We start from the raw sequence: 22709 nt of genomic DNA, 5'->3' as shown, positions 1-22709 counted from the left end.
TGGCCCACCGGGTGATAGAACCATCAGCGCACTGGTGGTGCGTATTGAATGCCGCCAGCGTTCCACAAGGCGTTCAGCCCGCGGTCGATTTCCAGCGGAGTGCTCTTGCCGAGGTTTTTCTCGAACACTTCGCCGTAGTTGCCGACTTGCTTGACGATCTGGACAACCCAGTCCTTTTTCACTTTCAGGTCTTTGCCGTATTCACCGTCGGTACCCAGCAGACGGGCAACGTCCGGGTTCTTGGTGGACTTGGCTTCAGCTTCGACGTTCTTCGAAGTGATGCCGGCCTCTTCAGCGTTGAGCATGGCGTAGCCAGTCCAGCGCACGATGGCCAGCCACTCGTCGTCGCCGTTACGCACGACCGGGCCCAATGGCTCCTTGGAGATGGTTTCCGGCAGAACCACGTAGTCCTTAGGCGAAGCCAGCTTGCTGCGCTGGGCAAACAGCTGGGACTTGTCGGAAGTCAGTACGTCGCAACGACCGGATTCCAGCGACTTGGCGCTTTCGTCGGAGGTGTCGAACGTGATCGGGGTGTACTTCAGGTTGTTGCCACGGAAGTAGTCGGAAACGTTCAGCTCGGTGGTGGTACCGGCCTGGATGCAGATGGTCGCGCCGTCCAGCTCTTTGGCACTCTTGACGCCCAGCTTGTTGTTAACCAGGAAACCGATGCCGTCGTAGTAAGTGATGAAGCCGGGGAATTTCAGACCCATGCCTGCGTCACGGGAACTGGTCATGGTGGTGTTGCGCGACAGGATGTCGATTTCGCCGGACTGCAGCGCGGTGAAGCGCTCCTTGGCGTTCAACTGACTGAACTTGACCTTGGTCGCGTCGCCGAAAACAGCTGCAGCCACCGCGCGGCAGTAGTCCGCGTCGATGCCCACGATCTTGCCGGTGGAGTCTGGAACCGAGAAACCAGGCAGGCCATCGCTGACGCCGCACTGTACGAAACCTTTCTTCTGCACTGCATCCAGGGTCGCGCCCGCCTGAGCGAACCCACTGACGCCGAGTACTGCGGCTGCAGTCACGACTGCCAGGGTGGATTTCAACATCTTCATTCAAACCTCCAGTTTTGCTCTTGTTGTGTCGGAGCGTGGTCCAATCGCACCCTTTTGAGGCATTGTTGACCCTTGTTGGCTTTTTTTAGGGTCAAGCGACGTAGGACCGTAGCTATGAGTCTAGTAGGAGAAAATCCACATCAGGGACAACTCACTTCTCACCAGTCGGCCGAACGGGCTGTAGCCCTTCACGTTCGCGAAGCCCGTAGCGGCCACTGGCGAACATCCATCACCGGATTTTTTGCTCTCCCACGGTCAGCGGTACACTGATAGTGTTACCGACAGGCGTAGGATCTTTCGTACGAGCATGTGCATAGCAAACCCCGTACCACACCGCTTGCAAAATCGTTTCAGGCGCAGGTCAAGAGCAAAACTTTCAGCCTTGCGACATCTACTTAACTGATCAACCGGACGCGCACTCAGACCTCGCACTTAATGAGCGCGCATGCACAACATTGGAGCAGCCATGACCGAGCCCTTGATTCTAGAACCCGTCAAGCCCGCAGACGCCTGCGTCATCTGGCTGCACGGCCTTGGCGCCGATCGCTACGACTTCCTGCCGGTCGCCGAAGCGCTGCAGGAAACCTTGCTGACCACCCGCTTCGTACTCCCCCAGGCGCCCACCTGTGCTGTCACTATCAATGGTGGTTACAAGATGCCGAGCTGGTACGACATATTGGCCATGAGTCCGGCGCGCGCGATCAACCGTGAACAACTGGAGGAATCGGCACAACGGGTCATCCAGCTGATCGATGTGCAACGAGCAGCCGGAATAGACGCCTCGCGGATTTTTCTGGCCGGTTTTTCCCAGGGCGGTGCCGTGGTACTGCACACCGCGTTCCTGAAATGGCAGGGAGCATTGGGCGGCGTACTTGCCCTCTCGACCTATGCACCGACGTTCAGCGACGCCCTGGAACTGTCCGCCAGCCAGCAGCGCATTCCGGTGCTGTCGCTGCACGGTCAGTACGACGATGTCGTGCAAAACTCGATGGGCCGAACCGCCTACGAGCATTTGAAACAGCGTGGTGTCACCGTGACATGGCAGGAATACCCAATGGGTCACGAAGTGTTACCCGAGGAAATTCGCGACATAGGCGTCTGGCTCACCGAGCGCTTGCGTTAAACCGAATGTTTAAAAACACCCTTTGATCCATCCCACTACGCCGCGCCCGATTCTTGCATTACACTGGCCGGCGTACATTCCTTAACCAATTGATGAGATGACCGTGCTCAAAGCACTCAAGAAAATGTTCGGTAAAAGCGAGACTGAGCAACTCGCGCCAGTCCCCAGCGCTCCGTCTCACACGCCCAGCCACCGCGCCGACGGTCATCCGTCTGGTCGGGCCGCTACCGTAGCGGCACCGAAACACGAGCCCAAGCCCGCTCCGGCCGTCGAACCTGCGGCGCCAATCACTTCCGAACAACCTCGCAACGAAACACCGAAACCCGCCAAACCGCGCCGCGAACCGAAGCCAAAGGCCCCGGTAATCCCGTGGAAACTCGAAGATTTCGTCGTCGAGCCGCAGGAAGGCAAAACCCGCTTCCACGATTTCAAACTCGCCCCGGAACTGATGCACGCCATCCAGGACCTGGGTTTCCCGTATTGCACGCCGATCCAGGCACAGGTGCTGGGCTTCACCCTCGCGGGCAAAGATGCCATCGGCCGCGCCCAGACCGGCACCGGCAAGACCGCTGCGTTCCTGATCTCGATCATCACCCAACTGCTGCAAACCCCGCCGCCGAAAGAGCGCTACATGGGTGAGCCACGGGCACTGATCATCGCGCCGACCCGCGAGCTGGTGGTGCAGATCGCCAAGGACGCCGCCGACCTGACCAAGTACACCGGCCTCAACGTCATGACCTTCGTCGGCGGCATGGACTTCGACAAGCAGCTCAAGCACCTCGAGGCCCGTCACTGCGACATCCTCGTCGCCACGCCGGGCCGTCTGCTGGACTTCAACCAGCGCGGCGACGTGCACCTGGACATGGTCGAAGTCATGGTGCTCGACGAAGCCGACCGCATGCTCGACATGGGTTTCATCCCGCAAGTGCGCCAGATCATTCGCCAGACCCCGCCCAAGAGCGAGCGTCAGACGTTGCTGTTCTCCGCGACCTTCACCGAAGACGTGATGAACCTCGCCAAGCAGTGGACCACCGACCCGGCCATCGTCGAAATCGAAATCACCAACGTTGCCAACGAAAACGTCGAGCAGCACATCTACGCGGTGGCCGCTGCCGACAAGTACAAACTGCTCTACAACCTGGTCAACGATAACGGCTGGGAGCGGGTGATCGTGTTCGCCAACCGCAAGGATGAAGTGCGGCGCATCGAAGAACGCCTGGTGCGTGATGGCATCAATGCGGCGCAGCTGTCCGGCGACGTGCCGCAGCACAAGCGCATCAAGACCCTGGAAGGTTTCCGCGAAGGCAAGATCCGTGTGTTGGTCGCCACCGACGTGGCCGGGCGCGGCATCCACATCGACGGCATCAGCCACGTGATCAACTTCACCCTGCCGGAAGTCCCGGACGACTACGTGCACCGCATCGGGCGTACCGGTCGTGCTGGTGCCGACGGTGTCTCCATCAGTTTTGCCGGTGAAGACGACTCCTACCAGCTGCCATCCATCGAAGAGAAGCTGGGTCGCAAGATCAGCTGTGAAACGCCACCGACGCACCTGCTGCGTGCGGTTGAGCGCAAGCGTCCGTAACGGACGACGCATAGAAAGAGGCGCAGCCGGAAACGGACTGCGCCTTTTTTTCGCCCGGCTTTTTTTCAACAGGCGCTTGCTCGCGATATTTAAATGTCCATAATGGACAAATTAGTTTATCCCGATACCCGGAGCCACCATGACCAACAGCCCCCATGTGATCACCCAACCGCAGGCCCGTGAGTGGCTGGCCCAGGTCGACGTACCGCAGATCATGCGCAACCTGTTCCGCGACCTCGCCGCCGGCCAGGCGGTGCAACCGGCGCAGCAACTGGTGGAGTTTCCCCAGGGCGCCGGCGACTTCATCAACTATCTGGGTGTGCTGGCCAAAGAAGGCGTTTACGGGGTCAAGACGTCGCCGTACATCGTGCGCGAACAAGGCCCGCTGGTGACCGCCTGGACCTTGCTGATGTCGATGCAGACCGGTCAGCCGCTGCTGTTGTGCGATGCGGGCGAACTGACCACGGCGCGCACCGCCGCGACGACCGCCGTGGCGGTCGATGCACTCGCACCGCTCAAAGCGACTCGCCTGGCAATCATCGGCAGCGGCAAGGTCGCCCAGGCGCATTTGCGCTACGTGAAGCACCTGCGCGACTGGCAGAGCATCAGCCTGTACTCGCCAAACCTGAGCGACGACGTTGAAACCGTGGCCCTGCTGAAAAGCATCGAGCCACGCCTGACCATCGTCGACAGCCGCGAAGCCGCTGTCGTCGACGCGCAGGTGATCATGCTCTGCACCTCATCCGCCGGCCCGGTGATCGACCCGTCCAGCCTGCGCAAACCGGCGTTGATCACCTCCATCAGCACCAACGCCCCACGCGCCCACGAAGTGCCGCCACAAAGCCTCAATGACATGCAGGTATTCTGTGACTATCGTCTGACCACCCCCGGCTCGGCCGGCGAGATGCTGATTGCCGGCGAACAACATGGCTGGAATAACGATGCGATTGTCGGCGACCTGGCCGATCTGCTGAGCGAGAAAGTGCAGCGCCCTGACTACCATCGCCATGTGTTCTTCCGCTCCATCGGCCTGGGCCTGGAAGACATCGCGCTGGCCAATGCCATCTACCGCCTACAACCATAACACCCCACCCTGCGGGAGCTGGCTTGCCAGCGATGCAGACGCCACGGTCCATCATTTACACCGCGGCGATGCGATCGCCAGCAAGCCGGCTCCTACAGGGATGACCGATAACAGGAGACGTTCATGAGCCACGCAGATTTCATCATCATCGGCGGCGGGATTGCCGGCGCTTCCACCGGTTTCTGGCTGTCGCAGCACGGGCGCGTGATCGTGCTCGAACGCGAATCCCATCCGGCCTATCACTCCACCGGTCGCTCGGCGGCGCTGTACACCGCCGCTTATGGCACGCCGCAGGTTCGCGCCTTGACCCAGGCCAGCCGCGCGTTTTTCGACACGCCACCCACCGGCTTCTGCGAGCACCCGTTGCTCGCCCCGCGCGGCGAAATGACCGTGGACTTCACCGGCGACCCGGCCGAACTGAACAATCAATACCTGAGCGCCAAGGCCACGGTGCCCGAGATGCAATTGCTCAGCGCCGAAGAGGCCTGCGCCCGCCTGCCAATCCTGCGCCAGGAAAAAGTCCACGGCGCGATCTACGACCCGACCGCCAGCGACATCGACACCGACGCGCTGCACCAGGGCTATCTGCGCGGCATCCGCCGCCACAAAGGCGAAGTCCATACAGACTGCGAAGTACTGGGCCTGAGCCGCGACGCCGAAGGCGTGTGGCAGGTACAGACCCACGCCGGCACCTTCAGCGCGCCGGTCATCATCAACGCCGCTGGCGCCTGGGCCGACAAGATCGGTGAACTGGCCGGCGCCAAACCCCTGGGCCTGCAACCCAAGCGGCGCGCGGCGTTCATTTTCGCCGGCCCCGAGGGCGTGGACATTCATCACTGGCCGATGCTGGTCAGCCTCGACGAGTCCTTCTACATGAAACCCGATGCCGGGATGTTCCTCGGCTCACCGGCCAACGCCGATCCGGTAGAACCCCACGATGTGCAGCCTGAGGAGCTGGACATCGCCATGGGCATTTACCAGATCGAAGAAGCCACGACCCTGACCATCCGCCGTCCGACCCGCACCTGGGCCGGCCTGCGCAGCTTCGTCAGTGACGGCGACCTGTTGTCCGGTTTCGATCCACAGGTGCCAGGCCTGTTCTGGGTGGCGGCACAGGGCGGCTATGGCATCCAGACCTCGCCTGCCATGGGCCAGGCCAGCGCCGCCCTGGTGCGCGGTGAAGCATTGCCCGAGCCACTCACGCGCTTCGGCCTGAACGCCGCCATGCTCTCCCCTGCCCGCCTGGGCTGATCCTCACCCTCAGGTGACGCGCCGACACGATTGCGGCACACTTTCAGAGCCCCGTTTTTCGGGGCGCTGAAGCTGCCCGGAGCCCCATGTGATGAACGCCCCCGAAAAAGACCCGGCCCTGAACGACGCCTCCCTGGATAACTTCCGGGCGATTGCCGACGCCATCGCCACGTTGTTCTTTCCCCACGCCGAAGTGGTGCTGCACGACTTGCGCACGCAGAAGGTCGACTACATCGCCAACAACCTGTCGAAAAGGGAGATAGGCGACGACTCGGCGCTCGAAGACATGCTCAGCGACGATGTCACCGAACGAAATATCGGGCCGTATGAAAAGCTCAACTGGGATGGTCAGAAAATTCGCAGCCTGAGCACCGTCCTGCGCGACCGCGACGGTCATCCTGTGGCGGTGCTGTGCATCAATCTGAATATTTCGCTGTTTGAAAACGCCAAGGCGGCGCTGGACCTGTTTCTGTCGCCGACCAAACTGATTCCGCAACCGGACTCACTGTTTCGCGATGACTGGCAGGAGCGCATCAACACCTTCCTGCACAATTGGCTGCGCGAGCGGCAACTGAGCCTGAACCTGCTGACCCGCGACCACAAACGCGAACTGGTGCTGGCGCTGCACGCCGAAGGGGCCTTCAAAGGCAAAAGCGCTTCGAACTATGTGGCCAATGTGCTGAACATGGGACGGGCGACGGTGTACAAGCATTTGAAGGAATTGAAAGCCTAGCGGCTGTGTTGATTGGTCTGGCCCCATCGCCAGCAGGCTGGCTCCTACAGGGGATTTGCGGCGTACACAAAACCTGTGGGAGCTAGCCTGCTGGCGATGGCGGTAGATCAGTCGCCGTAGATGTCGGACTTGAAGTACTTATCGGAAATCTTCTGATATTCGCCATTGGCGCGAATGCCGTCGATGGCGGTGTTCAGCTCGCTGACCAACTCGGCATTACCCTTGCGCACGGCAATCCCGGCGCCCTCGCCAACATATTTCGGGTCCTTCAACTCAGGCCCGACAAACGCGTAGCCCTTACCGCGCGGCATCGACAGGAAGTCATTGAGCGGAATGGTGTCGGCAAAAATGGCGTCGAGGCGACCGGCCGCCAGGTCCATGTAGATCTCTTCGTTGTTGCTGTAACGCTTGACGTTGATACCTTCGGGCTCGAACACCTCGGTGGCATAACGGTCAGTGGTGGTGGCGCGCTGCACGCCGATCGTCTTGCCTTTGAGGCTGGCGTACTGGTCATCCACCACCGCGCCTTCCTTCATCACCAGGCGCGATGAAGTGAAGTAGTACTTGTGGCTGAAATCCACCGACTTCTTGCGGTCGTCGTTGATGGTCATGGACGACAGCGCCATGTCGATCTTCTTCACTTTCAGGGAAGGAATCAGACCGTCGAACTCGCCTTCAACCCACACACACTTGACCTTCATCTGGGCGCACAGAGCATTCCCGATGTCGTAGTCGAAACCGACGATTTCGCCTTTATCGGTTTTGGAAGCGAACGGCGGGTAAGCGGCCTCGATACCGATGCGCAAGGTTTTCTCGGCGGCAAACAGACTACTGCACGCCAACAGGCTCAGGGCCAGACCGGTGATGAGGGGAAACTTCTTCATGTTCGTTCTCTCGCGGGTTGTTGTTGGTTTGGCAAGACAGAAGAAAGAGTTGAAACAGGGAAAGCCGTTTTTGTACTTAGAATTCCATACTGGACTTTTACGTATTATTCGTCAATCAGACAAATGCAGCCCGTATCGGCCGGTGGTCGGGAGGGGAGTCAGTAAAAGTGTTGGTGGTGCGGATGACGCCATCGCGAGCAGGCTCGCCCCCACAGTGGGCCTGTGTTTGCCGTTGCAATGTGGGAGCGAGCCTGCTCGCGATGGCTTACCTGGAAACGCCGCAGAACTTACTGCTTCCAGCGATCCGCCGCCGCATGATCGCTGTCGCGCCCTTCGACCCAACGCGGGCCGTCGCTGGTGTTTTCTTTCTTCCAGAACGGTGCGCGGGTTTTCAGGTAGTCCATGACAAAGGCGCAGGCGTCGAACGCGGCCTGACGGTGCGCACTGGCGGTGCCGACAAAGACGATGGGCTCGCCCGGCTCCAGCGCGCCAATGCGATGCAGCACTTCCAGCTTGAGCAGCGGCCAGCGCTGTTCGGCCTCGCTGGCAATCCTGGCGAGGGCTTTTTCGGTCATGCCCGGATAGTGCTCGAGGAACATTCCGGCCACGTCGAGCCCGTCATTGAAGTCGCGCACGTAGCCGACAAAACTCACCACTGCGCCGACGCCGACATTGGCATCGTGCATGGCGTTGACTTCGGCTCCCGGATCGAACGCCGTGGACTGCACGCGAATCGCCATGGATCAGCCCCCGGTCACGGTCGGAAAAAACGCCACTTCGTCGCCCTCGTTCACCGGCTCGTCGAGCTGGCAGAGGTCTTCGTTGCGCGCGCACATCAGGTTCTGCTCGCTCAGCACCTCGGCGCCGTCGCGCTGGGCCAGCAATGCCCGGACGTCGTCGACAGTGGCGAAATCACCCTGAACCTGTACCGAGTCCACGCCAATCGCCTCGCGATAACGGGCAAAAAATTTCACCGTGACGTTCATGGCTGATCTGCCTGGAAATGCCCGCTCTTGCCGCCGACTTTTTCCAGCAGACGCACGCTTTCGATGGTCATACCGCGATCGACGGCCTTGCACATGTCGTAAATGGTCAGCGCTGCCACACTGGCGGCGGTCAGGGCTTCCATCTCGACGCCGGTCTGCCCGGACAGTTTGCAGCGCGCCACGATACGTACGCTGTCCTCGCCCTCGGCACTGAGCTCGACTTTCACGCCGGTCAGCATCAGCGGGTGGCACAGGGGAATCAGGTCGCTGGTTTTCTTCGCCGCTTGAATGCCGGCAATGCGCGCCACGGCGAAGACATCACCCTTGGGGTGACCGCCGCTGACGATCATCTGCAGGGTTTCGGGCAGCATGCGCACCAGCGCTTGGGCCGTCGCCTCACGGAACGTCACGGCTTTTTCGGTGACGTCGACCATGTTGGCGCGACCTTGGGAATCGAGATGAGTCAGCACGGGGTTACTCCTGATCAGGAGCGTCGATTGTAAACCTGCGGGTCAGATTTCCGCACGCACGATTATCGGCCCGTCGGGCATAAAAAAACCGGGCGGCTTTGGCGGCCGCCCGGTTTTGGTTGAACGGTTACAGATGCGATTCGGCGTATTCGGCCAGGATCGAACGTGGCACTCCTTGCAGGGTGATGTGCACCCCGTTCGGGAAGTCCTTGAAGCGTTCCGTCAGGTAGGTCAGCCCGGAGCTGGTCGCGGACAGGTAGGGGGTGTCGATCTGCGCCAGGTTACCCAGGCACACCACTTTGGAACCGGCGCCGGCACGGGTGATGATGGTTTTCATCTGGTGCGGCGTGAGGTTTTGGCACTCGTCGATCAGGATCAGACTCTGCTGGAAGCTGCGGCCCCGTATGTAGTTGAGGGATTTGAACTGCAACGGCACTTTGCTGAGGATGTAATCGACGCTGCCATGGGTGCTTTCGTCATCCATGTGCAAGGCTTCGAGGTTGTCGGTGATGGCGCCCAGCCATGGCTCCATTTTTTCCGCTTCGGTACCGGGCAGGAAGCCGATTTCCTGGTCCAGGCCCTGCACGCTACGGGTGGCAATGATCCGGCGGTAGCGCTTGCTGACCATGGTTTGCTCGATGGCTGCCGCCAGCGCCAGGATGGTTTTACCGGAGCCGGCCGCACCGGACAGGTTGACCAGGTGGATGTCTGGATCCAGCAAGGCGTAGAGCGCCAGGCTCTGATAAATGTCCCGTGGCTTCAGGCCCCAGGCTTCCTGATGCAGCAGGGGTTCCTGGTGCAGGTCCAGAATCAGCAGCTTGTCTTCTTCGATCTCCTTGATCCAGCCGACAAAGCCCTGCTCATCGATGATGAACTCGTTGATGTGCACGGCCGGCAAGTTGTCGATCAGTTGCACCTGATGCCAGGTGCGGCCATGGTCCTGACGGGTTTCGACCTTGCTCACACGGTCCCAGAAGGAACCGGTCATGTTGTGATAACCATTGGGCAGCAGCGATACGTCGTCAACCAGTTGGTCGGTGCTGTAGTCCTCGGCCGCGATCCCGCAAGCGCGGGCCTTGAGGCGCATGTTGATGTCTTTGGTGACCAGCACCACGGGCAGTTTCGGATCGCGCGCGTGCAGGTCGATCAGTTGGTTGATGATTTTGTTGTCGTTCAGATGCTCGGGCAGAATCAGGTTCGGCTCGGCACGCTTGCTCATCAGAATTGACAGCAATCCCTTCGGCCCGCTCTTGCCCCGCTGGATCGGCACACCCTGTTCGACGTCCTCGGGGGAGGCATCGCCCAGGGTCTTGTCGATCAGGCGAATGGCCTGGCGGCATTCGGCCGCGACGCTGTGATGCCCGCTCTTGAGCTTGTCGAGCTCTTCCAGCACGGTCATCGGGATGGCGACGTGGTGTTCTTCGAAATTGAGGAGCGCGTTTGGATCGTGAATCAATACATTGGTATCGAGTACATAAAGGATTGGCTGGTTGGAAGAAGAGCTACGTCCGTGATCATCCATACTCGGTCACCTTTGTGGGAGCCAGTCGACGCAATACCTTGGCGGTGCTGCGCCTCGAAGTGGCCGCCGAATCTCACCTGCGGAGATCCAAGTGACTGCAAACAAACGGGTCTTGGAAGACGCCACCTGTGTTGCAGGTTTCGGCGGTCTGTCTTCGTAATACTCCAAAACACATGACAGAAAAAAGCACTTTGACGTTTTTTTGAAGTTTATTTTTCAGAATGACCAATAGCACTTGGCGGACTGCCATCACCCCGTTAAAGTCGGAAGTCCGCCTGCATCGAAATCCCTCCCGAAATCGCCCTTTGCCCAATGTTTACGGGCTTTCGCCCTTCCCGGCGAAACGCGCTCCGGCTTTTCACCGGAACCCGTTCTGGCAGTCCTCCCAACCGATCCCGCTTTGCGCCGTTTGCGTAATCAGCCAGGGCATCGCCGTTTTCACCCCATCCTGTTTCACATTGAAATTGATCACGCCATGACGCCACAGCAGCATCAGGGTCAGCACCCGTTGCGCGCTCTGGCCGGCTTTGAGCTTGCCGGCGCCGTCCTGGGCATCGATGTCCCATAACGCCACCTGCAACCCCTGAGACTTGAAGAAGCCTTGCGCGTCGGAACGGCGCTGACCATCGGGCGGGCGAAACAGCGGCACGTAGTTCTCCGGCAATTTGCTTTTGACCAGCTCGGCGCTACGCCGCACCGAATCCTGCCAGTCCTGCCAATGGCTGTGGGAGCGGAACTCCCAACCCTGTACGCCGACGCACTGCATCGAGTAGGTCGATTGCAGGCTCGCCACCGAACGCTCGGCCAGACGCGTCTGGATATCCTTGCCGAGGACGAAGAACGTGCCGCTCATGTTCGACTTGCGCAGGTACTCGGTGACCCAGTCCGTGTTGTCCGGCAGGGCATTGGCGGCACTGTCGAAGGTCAGCAGAAACAGCCGGTCGTGCATCTCGTCGCCATTGCGCTCAAAGTCGCCGAAACGATCGACTTCGCTACTGGTTTGCGGAAACAGCGCGGCCTTGCGCAATTGCTCGTCCAGGTACTGGGCATGAAACAGGCGACTCGGTTCGGCCCACTTGATGTAGTAGCTGTCCTCGCTGATCTGGAACTTGGCGGCTTGCTCGCGCAGGGTGGGCATGTCCTCGACCAGGAAACAGAAAGACGCATCCTGGTCGCAGCTCTGCTGGGCGAAGTTGTAGCTGCTCAACAGACGCAGCCACAGGCGCTGGCGAACATGGTTGACCGACGCCATGTTGACCGTGCGCAAACCCAGGCGCTGGGCCAGTGCGGGCTCGTCCAGGGCTTCGCTGGCCAGCAGCACGCGGGCAAACATCAGGATTTCGGCGCGTGACGCGACATCGAACAGCGTCGGGTTGCCGAGTTGTTCAGGCCAGGTGCTGCGATCAAGGGTCGCCACATCACCCGGCGCCGCCATGGCCCCGAAGCTCAAGAGCCAGGCCGAAAATAGAAAAACGATGCGCAATGAGATGTCTCCATAACAAAACCCGCGCGGCACTATAGCCGATCCAGTCCAAACACTCGCAGCACCGCTCCCACAGGGTTTTGTGCAAAGCCACCGATCATCACCTATGGCCTTGATAGCTGGAGTCAACCAGGACAACCCCCTAGAATCGCCCCCACGATTAAAGGAGACGACTTCATGCTGATGGTGATTTCACCCGCCAAGACCCTCGATTACGAAACACCGCCGGCGACCCAGCGCTTTACCCAGCCGCAATACCTGGACCATTCCCAGGAGCTGATCCTGCAATTGCGCGAACTGACACCGGCGCAGATCAGCGAGCTGATGCATGTCTCCGACAAGATCGGCGGGCTCAACGCCGCGCGTTTCGGCAGCTGGACGCCCGCGTTCACCCCTGAAAACGCCAAACAGGCCTTGCTGGCGTTCAAGGGCGACGTTTATACCGGCCTCAATGCACAAACCTTCAGCGAAGCCGATTTCGATTACGCCCAGCAACACTTGCGCATGCTTTCCGGCCTGTATGGCTTGCTGCGCCCGCTGGACCTGATGCAACCGTACCGCCTGGAAATGGGCACCAAGCTGGCCAATGCCCGTGGCAAGGATCTGTATGCGTTCTGGGGCACGCGGATCAGCGAATGGTTGAACGAAGCCCTGGCTGACCAGGGTGATGACGTGCTGCTGAACCTGGCCTCCAACGAGTACTTCTCGGCGGTCAAACGCAACGCCTTGAAGGCGCGCATCATCAACACCGAGTTCAAGGACCTGAAGAACGGCCAGTACAAAATCATCAGCTTCTACGCGAAAAAGGCCCGCGGCATGATGAGTCGCTTCGTGATCGAAGAACGCATCAACGACCCGGCCGCCCTCAAACAGTTCGACGTGCAAGGCTATCGGTACAGCGCCGAGCAGTCTAAACCGGACAATCTGGTGTTCCTGCGCGATCACGCCCCAGACTGAAACGCCGGGGTGGCGCATGAGGCTCAGATCCGTCATGCGCCCCCATTGAGCCCCCACAATTCTCCCGCCACTATCGCCATTTTCATGGCGCCAAAAATACATCACTCCGATTTATAACTTTAGTTTCACTCGACTTTGATGATTTTTTTCAGTAGTGGCACTGAAAATTTTTATCGGTAGTGGCAAAAAACTATCCCTCCCAATAAATCGCCTATATATAAAGGGCGAAACGGCAAGTGCTATCAATATGAAAGCAGTGCCATCTTTCTCAATATTTCAAGAAATTTCAGAATTCGTGATCAGCGGGTCGGAACTATGTCCGAATGCACCGCTCATACCACCGGTAACGATCCTCACAATGCTTGTACGAGATAACTTACGCAGAACAGAGATCCATGTAGCAAAGTTGTCACATCAACTTGTGCTGAATAATCCCTGATTTGGGCAATACACAACGGACAGGAGATAACGTTTTATGACTATCCCCTACAAGGCCATGGCAGCGCCCCTATAAGCGTGCTCAATGGAGCACCCAAGCGCTTGATTTACGGGCTTATGGCCTGACATCGAGCGCGCAAGACGATTGCACGGACATCCTCTGAATAGAGGATTGGCTGCATAACAGGGCACGTCATAACAATAAGGCCCGATTGCGCACATCTTGAGTGCACTTATTTAGACACTCGTCATTCATATGCCAGAACACGGCATTGTTGCGCCTGTAAGCCGCACTTGCGAATGCACTATGACCGCTGAAACACCCTTAACTCCAGCCATCTAATGGCTTAATGAATACAGGCTTGATAATAGAGAGGTAATTGCGATGCGCATCAGCATATTTGGTTTGGGTTACGTCGGCGCAGTCTGTGCCGGATGCCTGTCTGCACGGGGCCATGACGTTGTCGGCGTCGATGTTGCCAAAGACAAGATCGATATGATCAATGCCGGCAAATCGCCGATCGTTGAACCGGGCCTGGGCGAACTTCTGGCGCAAGGTATCCAGACTGGCCGTCTGCGTGGCACGACCAACTTCGCCGAGGCGATTCGTGACACCGACCTGTCGATGATCTGCGTCGGCACGCCGAGCAAGAAGAACGGCGATCTGGAACTGAATTACATCGAAGCGGTGTGCCGCGAAATCGGTTTTGTCCTGCGCGACAAGAGCACCCGCCACACCATCGTGGTCCGCAGCACCGTGCTGCCAGGCACCGTGGCCAACGTGGTCATCCCGATCCTCGAAGATTGCTCCGGCAAGAAGGCCGGTGTCGATTTCGGTGTCGCCGTGAACCCTGAGTTCCTGCGCGAAAGCACCGCCATCGCCGACTACGACCAGCCGCCAATGACCGTCATCGGCGAGTTCGACAAGGCCTCGGGCGACGTTCTGCAATCGCTGTACGAAGAGCTCGACGCGCCGATCATCCGCAAGGACATCGCCGTCGCCGAGATGATCAAGTACACCTGCAACGTCTGGCACGCCACCAAGGTGACCTTCGCCAACGAGATCGGCAACATCGCCAAGGCCGTCGGCGTCGACGGCCGCGAAGTGATGGACGTGGTCTGCCAGGACAAGACCCTGAACCTGTCCCAGTACTACATGCGCCCGGGCTTTGCGTTCGGCGGCTCCTGCCTGCCCAAGGACGTTCGCGCCCTGACCTACCGCGCCAGCTCGCTGGATGTGGAAGCCCCGCTGCTCAACTCGCTGATGCGCAGTAACGAGTCCCAGGTGCAAAACGCCTTCGACATCGTCGAAAGCCACGACAAACGCAAAGTCGCCCTGCTGGGACTGAGCTTCAAGGCCGGCACCGACGACCTGCGCGAGAGTCCGCTGGTGGACCTGGCGGAAATGCTGATCGGCAAAGGTTTCGACCTGAAGATCTACGACAGCAACGTCGAATACGCCCGTGTCCACGGCGCGAACAAGGACTACATCGAGTCGAAGATCCCTCACGTCTCGTCCTTGCTCAACGCCGACTTCGACGACGTGATCAACAACTCCGACGTGATCATCCTCGGCAACCGCGACGAGAAATTCCGCACTCTGGTGCAGAACGTTCCTCACGGCAAGCAGGTGATCGACCTGGTCGGCTTCATGTCCAAGGCCACCAGCGTCAGCGGCCGCACCGAAGGCATTTGCTGGTAAGCCCCCTGTAGGAGCGAGCTGGCTCGCGATGCACCTGAGAACACCGCTGGGTATCAGATACCCAGCGTCATCGCGAGCAAGCTCGCTCCTTCAGGTTTGTACGCCTGCGTTAACCCGAGATCTAGACGGATGCAGATTATGCACAGGCTAAAGCACGGCCTACTCCAGGCCGCCGGTTGGCTGTTTTATCTAAGTTTATTGATGGGCATCGCCATGGCGTTGCCTGTGTCCACGTTCGACTCCGAGTCGAAGGACTTCATTTTCCTGATCGGTATCGTCGGCATCTGGCGCTACTCGATGGGGGCCACGCACTTTCTGCGCGGCATGCTGTTTCTGTACGTGGTCTACCCGCACCTGCGGCGCAAAGTGCGCAAGCTGGGTAAAGCGGCAGACCCGTCCCATGTATTTCTGATGGTCACCAGTTTCCGCATCGACGCCCTGACCACCGCACAGGTCTACAGCTCGGTGATTCGTGAAGCCATCGACTGCGGCCTGCCGACCACCGTGGTCTGCTCCATCGTGGAAATGTCCGATGAGCTGCTGGTGAAAAGCCTGTGGAACCGGATGAATCCACCGGCCCGGGTCAAGCTCGATTTCGTGCGCATTCCCGGCACCGGCAAACGTGATGGCCTGGCCTACGGCTTCCGCGCCATCTCCCGTCACCTGCCGGATGACCGCGCCGTAGTGGCCGTGATCGATGGCGACACCGTGCTCGCCGAGGGCGTGGTGCTCAAGACCGTGCCGTGGTTCCAGCTGTTCGGCAACGTCGGCGGCCTGACCACCAACGAGTTCTGCGAAGTGCGCGGCGGCTACATCATGAGCGAATGGCACAAGCTGCGCTTTGCCCAGCGTCACATCAACATGTGCTCGATGGCCCTGTCCAAGCGCGTGCTGACCATGACCGGCCGCATGTCGGTGTTCCGCGCCAGCGTCGTGACCAACCCGGACTTCATCGCCGACGTGGAAAGCGACTCGCTGCAACACTGGCGCCTGGGTCGTTTCAAATTCCTCACCGGTGACGACAAGTCGAGCTGGTTCAGCCTGATGCGCCTGGGCTACGACACCTTCTACGTGCCGGACGCGGCGATCCACACCGTGGAGCACCCGCCCGAGAAGAGCTTCATCAAGGCCAGCCGCAAACTGATGTTCCGCTGGTACGGCAACAACCTGCGCCAGAATTCCCGCGCCCTGGGCCTGGGGATCAAACGTCTCGGTGTGTTCACGTCCGTGGTGTTGTTCGACCAGCGCGTGTCGATGTGGACCTCGTTGCTCGGCCTGACCGTCGCCATGATCGCCAGCTTCAAGTACGGCACCGCGTTCATCCTGGTTTACCTGCTGTGGATCGGTATCACCCGCCTGATCCTGACCCTGCTGCTGTCCTGCTCCGGTCACCGGATCGGCCCGGCCTACCCGGCGATTCTCTATTACAACCAGATCGTCGGTGCGCTGGTGAAGATCTACGTGTTCTTCCGCCTCGACCAACAGTCCTGGACTCGCCAGCCCACTTCCCTGACCCGTGATCTCGCCAGCTTTCAACGTTGGTTCAACACCTGGTCGTCTCGGACCATGACCTTCTCCGCCGGCAGCATTTTCGTCGCCGTGCTGCTGATGATGGTCTGACCGCCCCCTTATTGAATTAACCAGGAAACCGCCCCTATGAATACCGCCGTCAACGCCAACGTAGTGCATGAATCCGAAGCCCAGCGCCAACACGCCCGCGTGAAAATCCCGGCCAAGCTGCGCTTCTACGGTCCCGACCGCACGCCGGTCGAAGCACGAGTGCTCGACCTCTCCGCCGGTGGCCTGGCCTTCAATGCCGGCCAGTTGCCGCTGAAGATCGGCGACGTGTACAAGGCGCGCCTGCAATTCGTGATCGACAACCTCGGCCTGGCCATGGACGTCGAGTTGCAGGTTCGCTCCTTCGATCGCCAGAGCGGTCGCACCGGTTGCCAGTTCCAGAACCTGGAACAACAAGACATCTCGACCCTGCGTCACCTGATCACCTCGCACCTGGCCGGCGACATCGTCAGCATCGGCGAAGTGCTGGCGACGCTGCAGCGCGACAACTTCACCAAGGCCCGCAAGGTCAAGGACGGCGGCCACGGCATGTCCGCGTTCGGACGCATGAAAGCCGTGACCTTCAGCCTGGGGATCTTCGTGGTTGGCCTGGCAGCGTTCGGGTTCATCTTCAAGTCGGTGTACGGCATGTACTTCGTCAGCCACGCCCAGGCCGGACTGGTCAGCGTGCCCGGCGTGAGCATCACCATGCCCCGCGACGGTACCGTGCAGAGTCTGTTGAAACCCGATGGCGTGGCCGCCAAAGGCGCGCCGCTGGCGACCTTCAGCACCAGCATGCTCGACGTGCTCAAGGGCCATCTGGAAGACGATCAACTGACACCGGCCAAGGTCGAAGAGCTGTTCGGCAAGCAAATGACCGGCACCCTCACTTCGCCGTGCGATTGCACCGTGGCCCAGCAAATGGTCGCCAACGGTCAGTACGCCAGCAAAGGCGACGTGATCTTCCAACTGGTACCGCGCAACAGCGAAGCCAACGTTGAAGCGCGTTTCTCCTATCGCCAGTTCAGCGACGTGCTGCCAGGCACCGCGGTGCGCTTCCAGATCGCCGGCGAAGACAAATCCCGCACCGGCAAGATCGTCAGCAGCACCAGCCTGAAAAGCGCCGACCTGTCGTCCGACATTCGCGTCCTGATCCAGCCGGACGAAGCCCTGGACACCACCCTCGCCGGCCGCCCGGTGGAAGTGAGCAGCGACCGTGGCCCGAACCTGAACTGGCTGATCGACAAAGCCATGGCCGCTGGTCTTTAAGCGGAGGACATGCCTGTGACCACTCCTACCTTGAACACTCCGCCGACCCTGTGGGAGCGAGCCTGCTCGCGAAAGGATCGACGCGGTTTGGCTGATGCACCGGGGCGCCTGCTTCGCGAGCAGGCTCGCTCCCACATGGGCTCACTGTGTGCCGTCGCACTGGCAGTCAGCCTCGCCGGCTGCGCCGGCCTGCCCGACCAGCGCCTGGCCAACGAAGCGCTCAAGCGTGGCGATACCGCCACCGCGGCGGCGAATTACCAGCAACTGGCCGACCTGGGCTACAGCGAGGCGCAAGTCGGCCTGGCTGACATTCAGGTCGACAGCCGTGACCCGGCGCAGATGAAACAGGCCGAGGCAACTTACCGCGCCGCCGCCAGCGTTTCGCCGCGAGCGCAAGCACGCCTGGGTCGTCTGCTGGTGGCCAAACCCGGCTCCACCGAAGCCGAACAGCACGAAGCCGAAGGCCTGTTGAAAAAAGCCGCCGCCAATGGCGAAGGCAACACATTGATCCCGTTGGCCATGCTGTACCTGCAATACCCGCACAGCTTCCCGAACATCAATGCCCAGCAGCAGATCAGCCAATGGCGCGCCGAAGGCAAACCGGAAGCGGGTCTGGCGCAGGTGCTGCTCTATCGCACCCAGGGCACTTACGACCAGCACCTGGACGAAGTGGCAACGATCTGCAAAGCCGCGTTGAACACCACCGACATCTGCTACGTCGAGCTGGCCACGGTCTATCAGAAACAGGCCAAGCCCGAACAACAGGCCGAACTGATCAAGCAACTGCAAGCGGCTCACGCTCGCGGCACGGTTTCCGCGCAACGGGTCGACAGCGTTGCCCGTGTGCTGGCGGATTCGACCCTCGGCACGCCCGATGAAAAAACCGCGCAGTCGCTGCTCGAACCCATCGCTCCGGGTTACCCGGCATCGTGGGTCACCCTCGCGCAGCTGCTCTACGACTTCCCCGAACTGGGCGACGTCGACCAGATGATGAAGTACCTGGATAACGGCCGCGCCGCCGACCAGCCGCGCGCCGAACTGTTGCTGGGCAAGCTCTACTACGAAGGCAAGAGGGTTCCGGTCGATGCCAAGGTCGCCGAAGAACACTTCCAGAAAGCCGTCGGCCGCGAAGTCGCCGCCGATTATTACCTCGGCCAGATCTACCGCCGTGGCTACCTGGGCAAGGTGTATCCACAGAAGGCCCTCGACCATCTGTTGACCGCGGCGCGCAACGGCCAGAACAGCGCCGACTTCGCCATCGCCCAATTGTTTTCCCAGGGCAAGGGCACCAAGCCTGACCCGCTCAACGCGTATGTCTTCAGCCAATTGGCCAAGGTCCAGAACACCCCCCAAGCCACCGAGCTTGCGCAAACACTCGAAGCCCAACTGCCGCCTGCGCAGCTTGCCGAGGCCCAACGCCTGTTGAAACAAGAACAGTCCGTTCGTGGTGCCTTGAGCCAGAACACGCTGCAACTGCACGCCCTGCAAGAAGACGGCGAGGAATCCCTATGAAGTTGAATCCATTCGTCAAGGCCGGTATTGGCCTGACATTCGCGCTGATCTGGTCCTGCCCGACACTGGCGGCGATCACCGAAACCAAGAACTTCGGCCTCGAAGTGAAGATCACCGGCCAGTCCGAAGACGACCGTGACCTCGGCACACAGCCCGGCGGCGACGTCAACGGCGTCGGTCTGGACCTGCGTCCCTGGGTCTATGGCGAAAGCGGCGCGTGGAGCGCCTACGCCATGGGTCAAGCCGTGACGTCCACCGACATCATTGAAACCGACACCCTGCAACAGTCCGAAGGCACCGAGAACACCAGCAACAATGATCGCCAGACCAAGAAGAACTACCTGGCGATGCGCGAGTTCTGGGTCGGCTACAGCGGCTTCACGCCCTACCCCGGCGAGATCCTGAAAGTCGGTCGCCAGCGCCTGCACAATGACGACGGACAATGGCGCGACACCAACATCGAAGCCGTGAACTGGACCTTCGACACCACCCTGTTGCGCGCCAACGCCGGCGTCGCCGAACGCTTCAGCGAATACCGCACCGACTTGAAAGAGCTGGCGCCCAAGGACAAGGATCGCCTGCACGCTTACGCCGAGGCCGAATACCAGTGGACACCAGGTCAGTGGGTCGGCATTCGCGGTCATCACACCCATGACGACGGCAAGCTCGACTATGCACAACCGGGCGTGCCCAGCGATTCACTGGACAAGAAACAGAACGGCGACATCAGCTGGATCGGCCTGCAGGCCAACAGCGACGCCTACAACTGGCGCAACACCAACACGGTCAACTACTGGGGCAGCGTCACCGGCATGAGCGGCGACCGCGACACGGTCAACCCGCTGAACGCCGATGGCACTCCACCCGCGCAAGCCAAGCACAGCGGCGACGTCAACGGCTGGGCCACCGATCTGGGCGTGCGCCTGCGCCTCGATCCGCAATGGCAAGTCGGTGCGGCCTACGCCCGGGCCAGCGCCGATTACGAACAGAACGGCCTGGAAAGCAACCGCTCGAACTACACCGGCACCCGCTCGCGGGTCCACCGTTTCGGCGAGGCCTTCCGTGGCGAAATGAACAACCTGCAAACCGCCACGCTGTTCGGTTCGTGGATGCTCAACGACGAGTACGACGCCAGCCTGATCTACCACAAGTTCTGGCGTGTCGACGGCAACAAGCCGGTCGGCAGCAACGGCATCGATGCGGTGCAGAACAACACCGACGACGTCACCGGCGCGGTGCTCTCCACCACCTCCCTGCCGCTGAACGATGGCGAAAAAGACATGGGTCAGGAAATGGACCTGGTGGTCACCAAGTACTTCAAGCAGGGCCTGTTGCCAGCGGCACTGAGCCAGAAGATCGATGAGCCTTCGGCCCTGGTGCGTTTCCGTGGCGGCGTGTTCAAGCCCGGCGATGCCTACGGTAGCCAGGTTGATTCGTACATGCACCGCGCGTTCATCGACGTGATCTGGCGCTTCTGATGCACACCGCGAAGGGAGTTCCCCAGATGAATCATCAAGCCCGAAAAGGCTCGATCAGCCTGTTGGCCGGCGCATTGCTGCTGGCCAGTGCGACTGGGTTCGCCAATGCAGAGTCGGCCAGTGTGGAGCCGGCAGCCAAGCCGGCCACCATGGCCAAGGAACTGCAACAAGCCAAGACCTACACCGTCAGCAGCGCACCGACCGCGCCGCTGGAACTGGCCACGCCGAAATTGCCGGACATTTCCGGCTACACCGCCGAAGCCGTCGCCGCGAAAATCGTGCGCAGCAAGGCCGGCAAGATCAGCGTGCGCCGGATGATGCAGGAAGACGCCCTGAAGGACTTCATCGGCGGTGACAACAAGATGGCCGAATGGGTGGTGCGTCAGCACGGCATCCCGCAAGCGATCTTCGTCGACGACGGCTACATGAACCTCAAGGACGTGGCGAAAAAACTGCCCAAGTACGTCATCGAAACCGCGCCGGGTGTGTTCCTGGCGAAACTGCCGATCGTGGTCGGTCACCACGGCATCCTGGAAATCGACAAGCAGACCCAGGAGCTGCGCCTGTCCCAGGAGGCCGGTTCGTTCCTGGTCAACGACGGCCAGTTGTTCGTGCGTGATACCAAAATCACTGGCTGGCGCGAGAAGGACAACGGCCCGGCGACGTTCACTTCGCCGAAGGAATTCCGTCCGTTCCTGCTGTCCTGGGGCGGCACCGAGACCTACATCGCCAACAGCAAGATCGCCAGTTTCGGTTATGCCAACAGTAAGTCCTACGGCGTGAGTATTTCCCAGTACACGCCGAACATGGCCAAGGTGCTCAAGCGTCCCGAACCGACGGGCTGGATCGTCGGCTCCGAGTTCTCGGACATGTGGTACGGCTTCTACTGCTACGAGACCCGCGACTTCGTGGTCAAGGGCAACACCTACAAAGACAACATCGTCTACGGCATCGACCCGCACGACCGATCCCACGGCCTGATCATCGCCGACAACACGGTGTACGGGACCAAGAAGAAGCACGGGATCATTATTTCCCGTGAGGTCAACGACAGCTTCATCTTCAACAACCGCAGCTACGACAACCACCTCTCGGGGCTGGTGATCGACCGTAACAGCGTGAACAACCTGATCGCCCACAACGAGATCTACCAGAACCACACCGACGGCATCACCCTCTACGAGAGTGCCGACAACCTGTTGTGGGGCAACAAGGTCATCAGCAACCGGCGCCACGGCATCCGCATTCGTAACAGCGTGAACATCCGCCTCTACGAAAACATCGCCATGGCCAACGGCCTGACCGGCGTCTATGGCCACATCAAGGACCTGACCAACACCGACCGCGACATCAAGCTCGACCCGTTCGACGCCCAGGTGTCGCTGATCGTGGTCGGCGGTGAACTGGCGGGCAATGGCAGCGGGCCGCTGTCCATCGACTCGCCGCTGAGCGTCGAGTTGTACCGCGTGTCCATGCTCGCACCGACCAAATCCAGCGGCATCAGCTTCTCGGGGATTCTCGGCGAGCGCCAGGATGAAATTCTCGACCTGCTGGTGCGCCAGCAGAAAGCCGTGCTGATCGACCCTGTCGAACGCCAGACCGAAATGCAGGACTGAGGAT

The 22709-nt window shown here is 60.3% G+C and carries 19 protein-coding genes; 12 read left to right on the top strand and 7 right to left on the bottom strand.

Annotation, left to right across the window (positions count from 1 at the left end; all coding sequences use genetic code 11):
* Positions 1 to 23: 23 nt before the first annotated feature.
* Entirely contained in the window at positions 24 to 1055 is a 1032-nt protein-coding gene (locus tag ACX3YF_RS12915; protein WP_090464863.1) for an amino acid ABC transporter substrate-binding protein, read from the bottom strand.
* A gap of 466 nt (positions 1056 to 1521) precedes the next feature.
* Here ACX3YF_RS12915 and ACX3YF_RS12910 point away from each other — a divergent pair, with 466 nt between their 5' ends.
* The 5 genes from ACX3YF_RS12910 (at position 1522) to ACX3YF_RS12890 (ending at position 6831) form a co-directional block, all read left to right on the top strand.
* Positions 1522 to 2178 carry an alpha/beta hydrolase gene (locus ACX3YF_RS12910; RefSeq protein WP_130204623.1) on the top strand — a complete coding sequence of 219 codons (657 nt, stop codon included), beginning with the start codon at positions 1522 to 1524 and terminating at the stop codon, positions 2176 to 2178.
* 97 nt (positions 2179 to 2275) lie between these two features.
* Positions 2276 to 3763, top strand: a complete 1488-nt coding sequence (gene rhlB / locus ACX3YF_RS12905) for an ATP-dependent RNA helicase RhlB (protein ID WP_130204429.1) — start codon at positions 2276 to 2278, stop codon at positions 3761 to 3763.
* Between the two features lie 139 nt (positions 3764 to 3902).
* Entirely contained in the window at positions 3903 to 4847 is a 945-nt protein-coding gene (locus tag ACX3YF_RS12900) for an ornithine cyclodeaminase family protein (RefSeq protein ID WP_130204428.1), read from the top strand.
* 123 nt (positions 4848 to 4970) lie between these two features.
* On the top strand, positions 4971 to 6098 hold the full coding sequence (locus ACX3YF_RS12895) for an NAD(P)/FAD-dependent oxidoreductase (protein ID WP_130204427.1): 1128 nt from the start codon (positions 4971 to 4973) through the stop codon (positions 6096 to 6098).
* A 91-nt stretch (positions 6099 to 6189) separates the two neighbouring features.
* A complete protein-coding gene (locus ACX3YF_RS12890; RefSeq protein WP_130204426.1) occupies positions 6190 to 6831 on the top strand; it encodes a helix-turn-helix transcriptional regulator in 642 nt (213 codons plus the stop codon).
* A gap of 107 nt (positions 6832 to 6938) precedes the next feature.
* Here the strand turns inward: ACX3YF_RS12890 and ACX3YF_RS12885 are convergent, their stop codons facing one another.
* The 6 genes from ACX3YF_RS12885 to ACX3YF_RS12860 form a co-directional block, all read right to left on the bottom strand.
* The gene (locus ACX3YF_RS12885) at positions 6939 to 7715 is read right to left on the bottom strand and encodes an ABC transporter substrate-binding protein (RefSeq protein WP_130204425.1); all 777 of its coding nucleotides are present in this window, start codon (positions 7713 to 7715) and stop codon (positions 6939 to 6941) included.
* 287 nt (positions 7716 to 8002) lie between these two features.
* On the bottom strand, positions 8003 to 8455 hold the full coding sequence (moaE, locus tag ACX3YF_RS12880) for a molybdopterin synthase catalytic subunit MoaE (protein ID WP_130204424.1): 453 nt from the start codon (positions 8453 to 8455) through the stop codon (positions 8003 to 8005).
* Positions 8456 to 8458: 3 nt separating this feature from the next.
* On the bottom strand, positions 8459 to 8701 hold the full coding sequence (gene moaD / locus ACX3YF_RS12875) for a molybdopterin converting factor subunit 1 (protein ID WP_130204423.1): 243 nt from the start codon (positions 8699 to 8701) through the stop codon (positions 8459 to 8461).
* Entirely contained in the window at positions 8698 to 9171 is a 474-nt protein-coding gene (moaC, locus tag ACX3YF_RS12870; protein ID WP_046820460.1) for a cyclic pyranopterin monophosphate synthase MoaC, read from the bottom strand. The genes moaD and moaC overlap by 4 nt, the downstream gene beginning before the upstream one ends.
* Before the next feature lie 127 nt (positions 9172 to 9298).
* Complete coding sequence (locus ACX3YF_RS12865) at positions 9299 to 10693, bottom strand: PhoH family protein (protein WP_047532864.1); 1395 nt, start codon at positions 10691 to 10693, stop codon at positions 9299 to 9301.
* Positions 10694 to 11051: 358 nt separating this feature from the next.
* Positions 11052 to 12176, bottom strand: a complete 1125-nt coding sequence (locus ACX3YF_RS12860) for a polysaccharide deacetylase family protein (protein WP_130204422.1) — start codon at positions 12174 to 12176, stop codon at positions 11052 to 11054.
* A 177-nt stretch (positions 12177 to 12353) separates the two neighbouring features.
* Between ACX3YF_RS12860 and yaaA the strand changes: the two genes are divergently transcribed.
* The 7 genes from yaaA (at position 12354) to algG (ending at position 22705) form a co-directional block, all read left to right on the top strand.
* The gene (gene yaaA / locus ACX3YF_RS12855) at positions 12354 to 13133 is read left to right on the top strand and encodes a peroxide stress protein YaaA (protein ID WP_047532869.1); all 780 of its coding nucleotides are present in this window, start codon (positions 12354 to 12356) and stop codon (positions 13131 to 13133) included.
* 823 nt (positions 13134 to 13956) lie between these two features.
* Positions 13957 to 15273 (top strand): nucleotide sugar dehydrogenase, encoded by a 1317-nt coding sequence (locus ACX3YF_RS12850; protein WP_130204421.1) that lies wholly within the window; start codon positions 13957 to 13959, stop codon positions 15271 to 15273.
* Positions 15274 to 15411: 138 nt separating this feature from the next.
* Complete coding sequence (alg8, locus tag ACX3YF_RS12845; protein ID WP_448647423.1) at positions 15412 to 16893, top strand: mannuronan synthase; 1482 nt, start codon at positions 15412 to 15414, stop codon at positions 16891 to 16893.
* A 36-nt stretch (positions 16894 to 16929) separates the two neighbouring features.
* A complete protein-coding gene (locus tag ACX3YF_RS12840) occupies positions 16930 to 18099 on the top strand; it encodes an alginate biosynthesis protein Alg44 (protein ID WP_130204419.1) in 1170 nt (389 codons plus the stop codon).
* Positions 18100 to 18114: 15 nt separating this feature from the next.
* Positions 18115 to 19611, top strand: coding sequence for an alginate biosynthesis TPR repeat lipoprotein AlgK (algK, locus tag ACX3YF_RS12835; RefSeq protein WP_204149619.1), 1497 nt, complete (start codon positions 18115 to 18117; stop codon positions 19609 to 19611).
* A complete protein-coding gene (locus ACX3YF_RS12830; RefSeq protein ID WP_130204418.1) occupies positions 19608 to 21089 on the top strand; it encodes an alginate export family protein in 1482 nt (493 codons plus the stop codon). Before algK ends, ACX3YF_RS12830 begins: the two co-directional genes overlap by 4 nt.
* A 26-nt stretch (positions 21090 to 21115) precedes the next feature.
* Entirely contained in the window at positions 21116 to 22705 is a 1590-nt protein-coding gene (algG, locus tag ACX3YF_RS12825) for a mannuronan 5-epimerase AlgG (RefSeq protein ID WP_130204417.1), read from the top strand.
* Positions 22706 to 22709: the final 4 nt, after the last annotated feature.

The organism is Pseudomonas fluorescens group sp. PF-69, assembly GCF_054481235.1.
Note: the sequence above shows the minus strand (reverse complement) of the source record. Positions and strands in the feature narration are given on the sequence as shown.

Coding starts and splice junctions, on each gene's coding strand:
- moaE (WP_130204424.1), bottom strand. CDS start 8,455: ATGGCGATTCGCGTGCAGTCCACGGCGTTCGATCCGGGAGCCGAAGTC.
- rhlB (WP_130204429.1), top strand. CDS start 2,276: ATGACCGTGCTCAAAGCACTCAAGAAAATGTTCGGTAAAAGCGAGACT.
- moaD (WP_130204423.1), bottom strand. CDS start 8,701: ATGAACGTCACGGTGAAATTTTTTGCCCGTTATCGCGAGGCGATTGGC.
- ACX3YF_RS12840 (WP_130204419.1), top strand. CDS start 16,930: ATGAATACCGCCGTCAACGCCAACGTAGTGCATGAATCCGAAGCCCAG.
- ACX3YF_RS12890 (WP_130204426.1), top strand. CDS start 6,190: ATGAACGCCCCCGAAAAAGACCCGGCCCTGAACGACGCCTCCCTGGAT.
- ACX3YF_RS12885 (WP_130204425.1), bottom strand. CDS start 7,715: ATGAAGAAGTTTCCCCTCATCACCGGTCTGGCCCTGAGCCTGTTGGCG.
- algG (WP_130204417.1), top strand. CDS start 21,116: ATGAATCATCAAGCCCGAAAAGGCTCGATCAGCCTGTTGGCCGGCGCA.
- yaaA (WP_047532869.1), top strand. CDS start 12,354: ATGCTGATGGTGATTTCACCCGCCAAGACCCTCGATTACGAAACACCG.
- ACX3YF_RS12910 (WP_130204623.1), top strand. CDS start 1,522: ATGACCGAGCCCTTGATTCTAGAACCCGTCAAGCCCGCAGACGCCTGC.
- ACX3YF_RS12915 (WP_090464863.1), bottom strand. CDS start 1,055: ATGAAGATGTTGAAATCCACCCTGGCAGTCGTGACTGCAGCCGCAGTA.
- ACX3YF_RS12900 (WP_130204428.1), top strand. CDS start 3,903: ATGACCAACAGCCCCCATGTGATCACCCAACCGCAGGCCCGTGAGTGG.
- ACX3YF_RS12850 (WP_130204421.1), top strand. CDS start 13,957: ATGCGCATCAGCATATTTGGTTTGGGTTACGTCGGCGCAGTCTGTGCC.
- ACX3YF_RS12895 (WP_130204427.1), top strand. CDS start 4,971: ATGAGCCACGCAGATTTCATCATCATCGGCGGCGGGATTGCCGGCGCT.
- ACX3YF_RS12830 (WP_130204418.1), top strand. CDS start 19,608: ATGAAGTTGAATCCATTCGTCAAGGCCGGTATTGGCCTGACATTCGCG.
- ACX3YF_RS12865 (WP_047532864.1), bottom strand. CDS start 10,693: ATGGATGATCACGGACGTAGCTCTTCTTCCAACCAGCCAATCCTTTAT.
- alg8 (WP_448647423.1), top strand. CDS start 15,412: ATGCACAGGCTAAAGCACGGCCTACTCCAGGCCGCCGGTTGGCTGTTT.